Origin of the sequence: Finegoldia magna (genome assembly GCF_018371055.1) — a bacterium.
Classification (GTDB): Bacteria; Bacillota; Clostridia; order Tissierellales; family Peptoniphilaceae; genus Finegoldia; species Finegoldia magna_I.
The window spans coordinates 1-6195 of sequence record NZ_JAGYZD010000093.1; the positions used below are offsets into that span (position 1 = coordinate 1).

The 6195-nt window shown below is 29.5% G+C and carries 4 protein-coding genes and 3 pseudogenes; all 7 read right to left on the bottom strand.

The window, feature by feature from the left end:
* Positions 1–82: 82 nt before the first annotated feature.
* Entirely contained in the window at positions 83–1660 is a 1578-nt protein-coding gene (locus tag KHW44_RS05235; protein ID WP_304066824.1) for a DEAD/DEAH box helicase, read from the bottom strand.
* Positions 1654–2478, bottom strand: a complete 825-nt coding sequence (locus tag KHW44_RS05240; protein ID WP_154272111.1) for a Hachiman antiphage defense system protein HamA — start codon at positions 2476–2478, stop codon at positions 1654–1656. The genes KHW44_RS05235 and KHW44_RS05240 overlap by 7 nt, the downstream gene beginning before the upstream one ends.
* A 10-nt stretch (positions 2479–2488) precedes the next feature.
* The gene (locus KHW44_RS05245; RefSeq protein WP_172975121.1) at positions 2489–3763 is read right to left on the bottom strand and encodes a hypothetical protein; all 1275 of its coding nucleotides are present in this window, start codon (positions 3761–3763) and stop codon (positions 2489–2491) included.
* Between the two features lie 17 nt (positions 3764–3780).
* Positions 3781–3945: pseudogene (locus KHW44_RS05250) on the bottom strand (helix-turn-helix domain-containing protein).
* 209 nt (positions 3946–4154) lie between these two features.
* Positions 4155–4610 (bottom strand): annotated as a pseudogene (locus KHW44_RS05255) (nucleotidyl transferase AbiEii/AbiGii toxin family protein); the annotation flags it as partial.
* 74 nt (positions 4611–4684) lie between these two features.
* Positions 4685–5533 carry an AraC family transcriptional regulator gene (locus KHW44_RS05260; RefSeq protein ID WP_154272110.1) on the bottom strand — a complete coding sequence of 283 codons (849 nt, stop codon included), beginning with the start codon at positions 5531–5533 and terminating at the stop codon, positions 4685–4687.
* Between the two features lie 146 nt (positions 5534–5679).
* Positions 5680–5763, bottom strand: a pseudogene (locus KHW44_RS05265) (transcriptional regulator); the annotation flags it as partial.
* Positions 5764–6195 lie beyond the last annotated feature (432 nt).

Here is a 6195-nt window from a genome sequence, read left to right on the forward strand (position 1 = left end):
ATCGCTCCTTTTAATATGTTTTGTTTGGTCACTTACATATTAACACAGCTGATTAGCTATGAGTTATTTTATGTTGCACTTGTTATGATAAATTATCTGAACAAAAAATTGCAATACTTCCATTTCTTATTAATTTAATTGCATAATAAATGCCTACATCTTGCTTATTATTTGTAAAATCAGGAAAATATCTTGATTTTCTTTCATTACCTTTTTTATTTAATTCTCTTGTTTGGACAACTCTTGGCACATAAAATTCTTCTTCTAAGTATTTATTTGGATCCACAAAATAAAGATTACTATAAGCATTATTAACATTAGTCGATGTAAATGTATTAAAGGCTACCGTTTTCTCTGATGTTTTAATTGTATTATTTTTTATAACAATACCATCATGGTTAATCCACGCATTTAATTGCTCAGCATTAGAAATTACTGCTGAAACTAATATCTTCTGTGCATCTGGTCTAAGATAGCTATTTATTGTTGTCAGTAAAAGTTCGTAATCTGTTCCCCTTGATTCATCATCAAACAAATGAGCCTCATCAAAAACAATCATGTTAATACTTTCAATTATTTCCGTATCATGTTTTAAAATATATTCCAACTTTTCTGGAGTCATAACAAATATTTTTTTACCAATATACTCAGATTTAACTAACTCTATTTCGCTAGGTTCAGGAATATCAGAAAACTCAGTTACAGATATATTTTCATCAAACGCAAAAAACTTTTCCATATCAAGCATTATTTCCTTACATAAAGCTCTAAATGGAGCTACTACAACTACAATTGAAGTTCTATGTGATAGAAAAGCAGCTTGTACAGCAAGTGCTACAGATGTTGTTTTACCAGAGCTTGTTGGCATTTGAATAACACCTGATTTTCCTTCGAAAATTCCTTCTTTACCTAGTAAAATCTGGGATGACCACATTTCTTTCATCAGCGCATTGTTCTTAAATGTTGAAATCCAATCGTTCTTGTCAATACCAGAATATAGTGGCATTAGATTAATACACGAATTATAAATTTTCTTTTTCAATATTGCTAAAATAATATCTGTAAATAATATTTCTCTATCGTTACCAAGTTTATAAACATAACTTCTAAAATCATCGAAATTCGAGTTGTTAGGATTTTTGCAATCAAAAAACATATTATAGTAATCAACTAATTGCACAATATAGTTTCTGTATTTTCCATCTATCTTACCGACGTCAAATTTATGATTATTATCTAACATCCACATTATTACATTTTCTAATCCAGAAGCAGAAAACTCAAAATCACTTAAATCTGGCATAATACTCATCATTACTTTTGAACTACCATTCATATTACAGAAGTAATAAGTAACCGCTCCCATCAATATATAATATGGATTCAAGTCAATACTCATTTCAGACTGAAAATAAGCATCAAAAAACCTTGATACAAAATACAATTCTTCTTCCTTTTCCTTCGAAAGAATTATAGGAGCTTTTTTCATTTTCCATATTTCATTAGAAATGTCACCAACAACCCCAATGCTAAGCAATATAAGGTCATTTGCTTGTTCTTCAACTTCTATATGAAGATTTTCTGGTACGCCATACTCATACATTTTTGCTTTTGCTCGAACTTTTTTCAAATAGTATTTTGAAGCACTTTCTATCAACATAAGCAAGCCCTCCTATATAAATCTCTTAAGAAGATCAGCAATTCTTTGGAAAGAATTATCAATATACTCGTGGATTTTACATTTTCATTCTGACTATTAACCACATCTAAAACTACCTGGTCTGAATACAAATCAATATCCAATACAGCAACTGCAAAAAAGTCAATTATAAACGGATTATCTGTTTTATTTTGAAACCTTTCTACTATTTTTGCCTCGTCATTTCTTGAACGATTAAGTAATCTCCTTTTTTCAGCATTTAGAGACTCACCGATTCGAACCCTATCTTTAATAGAGTGTTCTATGGCATCTTTAACTGTTTTTTCACACGACCTGTTTTTATTTCCAACTTTGCTAGAACGAGTTTTTACTTCAGCAACTATTAAGTGATCAGACTTACTTGGTTTATTAATATTTTTAACTTTATACCCTATCACATCACTTCCAGATACTGGCATATCAGGATTGACTTTTTCCAAATACCTAGTTCTAGTAATATAGTGCTTTAGAACAAAATTTATATAGTCATATACCAATATCTCTCCGAATTCCCCAGACATAGTTATAGCACCTAGTTTATTTTGATGATTGGGAAATATATTCTTCTCCAAAAATTCTTGTTTTGTTAATCCTGTTCCTTTAATTAGTGGCTCTAACAAACTCTCTTCAACATAATTATTTCTTAATCCAGATGCCCAACTATTCAAAATACTATCAGCTAATAATTCATTATTAAGTTTATATACCTGTATTTCTTTTCCACTTGAATAAGGAATAGATTTATCAAACACAAAATATTTACTATTGTCAAAAAACAAATTGTCCCCCTTACTGTAAATTTTCTACTATTACAGAAATTAATGCCAAACATCTCTTATAGAAATACTTATAATGCAATTCCTTGCTGATATCTATTTTATTAATTTCATGATGCCTTATTCGATATGAGTTCCCTGTATTCGTCAATATTTTAAATTCATTATCAAACATTTTTTTGATATGTTCATTCCCGTAACTTATATCATTAATGATTTTTTCTGCTGATTTTTTCTTATCCAAAGTAGGATAATAAGTCTTAATTCTTTCAAACGCATCCCAGATTTTTTCAACAGCATAGGAATATTCACCTTTATTGTATAAATCTTCAGATGTCCTTATTAACTCTTCAAGACCAGCTTCATTAATATTTGTTGAATCATCGAGTCCGATTACTTTATTGCTTGTAGAATGTACTTCTCCATTTCTGAGCTCTACATTGATTTTATTTAATTTAAAAATGGCATTTATCTCATTTCTAAATTGTGAAGATTTTGTAGTGTGCCTATTAAAACTTTCAATAACATCAAACACAGTGAATGGTCGAGTACCTTCTTTAAAATCACTAAATTCATTTATTTCTACAAGTTCGCTTCCCACATAATGTTTTGGAATATAAAACTTAGTAATATCCTCTAAAACTAAGTCATTTATTGATTTGTAATAATTAAAATTGGTTTCAGATGTAAACATAAATGTTTCGTTATATTCATTCATTACCTTAAAAAGTTGATGTCTCGCTGCATTAGTAAGCTTAATACTGGTTTTTTTTTCAGTTATTAATGACTTGTTTCTTTCTGAAAAAGGAATATACATACTTGGTTTCTTAATATATGTTCTCCAGCTAAACACATCTCTTCCTGATAATTTGCTTGTAGCGACTATTGCATACCCATCTTCATTTAGCAAAGTATTTATTTTTTCTAAATATCTTTCCCAAACTCCATTTTCATCCCTCACTTCTGGATGAAATACTTCGCAAATAAAATTAAGTAAAATATTATCTTCGCCATCAAACAGTTGAAATCTTTCGTCTTCGAATATCCAATCGTCGGGATAATCACCATTATGGGTATGCATTGCAATTTCTTCTTCTGCATTATCAACTCTAGAATCTTGGCTTTCCCAATCTGCTAAGTTATACAGTCTTTTTAAAAAATCTACAATTTCAAAACGACCATAATAAGGATAATATATAGTCTCTGTTGTTAACCAATTATCTTCTGTTATTCCTTTTTTGAATAAATCAAAAATATCTCGTCTTGTAACATCTGTAATTTTATTCAAAACATAATCTCCTCATATTAAATTTTCATACATTCCACTATTTCCTCAATATCACAATCCAAATCATTGCAAATTCTAAGCAAAACATCTGTGGTTATGTTTAGCCATTCTTAATTTTATAAAGTTAAATTTTCCAAATTTTGCTATTTTCATCAATTTCTTTTTGTCGTATCCAAATCTATTAGTTTTTTGAGTGAGTTTCATAAATAAAAGTTCTCAATATAACCTACATTGAAAACTCATATTTATTATATTATACCATTAAATACCGTTTAATATAAAAACGTTCTCCTTGCAATAGCATTTAAGTTTAAAAAAAGAAGTAGATTAATTCCACTTCTCTTTTACTTAATTTCTCTTATCTACAATATGCCGGACACTGTCTGTTAAATTACATCTCATTAATTCTATTTGATAAAGTTGTCACTACATCAACAACTTTATCAAAGGCCAAATCTGCAATGTACTTATTTTCTTTGAGATATACTTCCCACAAGGATCTTAGGTATTAATCTTATTTTATGTCCTCGATTATTTCCTCAGAGTCTTTCATTATCTCCTAACTTCCTCTTTTTTCGGAAGTTCTTTCTATTGCTTCTCTTAAAATTTCATAGTTTATCTCATCTTTCTTTAGTTTGTAGAGGGTGTATAGGTCATAAAAGTCTCTCATTCGTGTTGTTGTTATATTTCTTCTGATTATGGTTTCGTCTTTTTCAGATAAAATTGTTTCTAATAGGTATACCATTATTTTTATATTTTCTTTGCTAAAGATACAGGGATAGGTATATTCTATTTCCCTTGGTGTTATTGCATCTCCTGTTGTTAGGTCAAGTTTCATAGGACTTTTATTTATTCCTATTTTTACTAATAGCAATCAAAAAAGCACCTACCATTTGATAGATGCCGTTAAACAAATTTAAATTACTCTTTTACTATAGGAACCCATAATTCCATTTGATAATCTTCTGAATTAGGGTCTCCATCTCCATATACTTCAAAATCGGGACTTTCATCATGTCTATATCCTTCTTTAGGGAAGAAATATGAAATAATATACTTCCATCCTTCGTGAATGCACTTTGGTATAGGACCTTCTAAGCTTACAATAGCATACTCTTTTTCAGGAATGCTGAGTATGTCTAACCCTAACTCCTCAGCTTTTACTTCATCCGTTAAATCAAAACCAGCTAAGTATATAAATGAATCTTCTTCATCCATTATATAATCATATCCTACGCCAAAGATTTGACCATTACCAAACTCCTCAAATTTTTCTCTTGGTACTTTTTCAACCAGTCTATCCCAAACTTTTGGGAAATTTGAACTTTTAGTTACATCTGATTTAATACCAGCTACTTTAAACGCTTTCTTTTTCTCAATCTTAATATCCATTTGATTTCCTCCTTGAACTGAAATTGAAAAGTAGATTCTTGGGAAATATTGATACTTTTCTCCTTTTTTTACTTGACCTGGAGTTAGCTTATGAAAACTTTTAAAAGCTAAAGCAAAAGAATCCTGAGAATTATAACCATATTTTATTGCGATGTCTATAATTCTTTTATCTGAATTTTTTAAATCAATTGCAGCATTTGTCATCTTTCTTAACCTTATATATTCAGATAATGAATATCCTGATATGATTGAAAATATTCTTGAAAACATTGGAAATGAATATTCTGTTATCCGCGTTATTTCTTTTTCATCAAGTTCATCAGTTAAGTTATCTTCAATATAGTCTATTGCTAAGTTAAAAGATTTCATTATATCCATATTTCTACCACCTTTCATTTAAATTGTACAAGGATTTATTAAATTATACACGATAATGCTAATACAAATATTATAGCATCACATGTTTATACTATTTTTCTTCTCTGCCAGACTTCTTATATTGCTCTTTATGCTCTCGATATTAATCACAATAATACATCCACGGATTTTCTAATTTCATCTTCTATTTTAAATAGTCTGCTGTATTTTATGAGTCGTCCTAGATTTTGCTTTTTAGGATGTAACGAATCCTTACTCCCTTCAATGAAAAAAGAGCAGCCTTTTAAGCTACTCTTGTAGAAAGTACAAAATGAGTTAATTATATTTTTTGTGTTTCCTCATACTAGTTGCAAAACAACTCTCACGTCCATATAGTTTTTTTGAGTCTTTTCTACATATCCTTTTTTATCTTTTTCAAATACAAAATGCTTATTAAACTGCTTTAAATGAAGGATTTCTATATTTACATCTTTTGTATCAACGCTATAGCTTCAGCAGTCTATTTCTGCCAATCAAAGCTTCCTATTCGGTAGCTTCTCCTGGGAAATCTTTGCATGAGACCTGCCTCTACTTTTCAGTGTAGCTTCGCTTCTTGACAAGTATGGCTAGGCTTCAACGTGGCTTGAGTGGTCAGCATCGATAAATTTCCAAGTTTTTCAAAA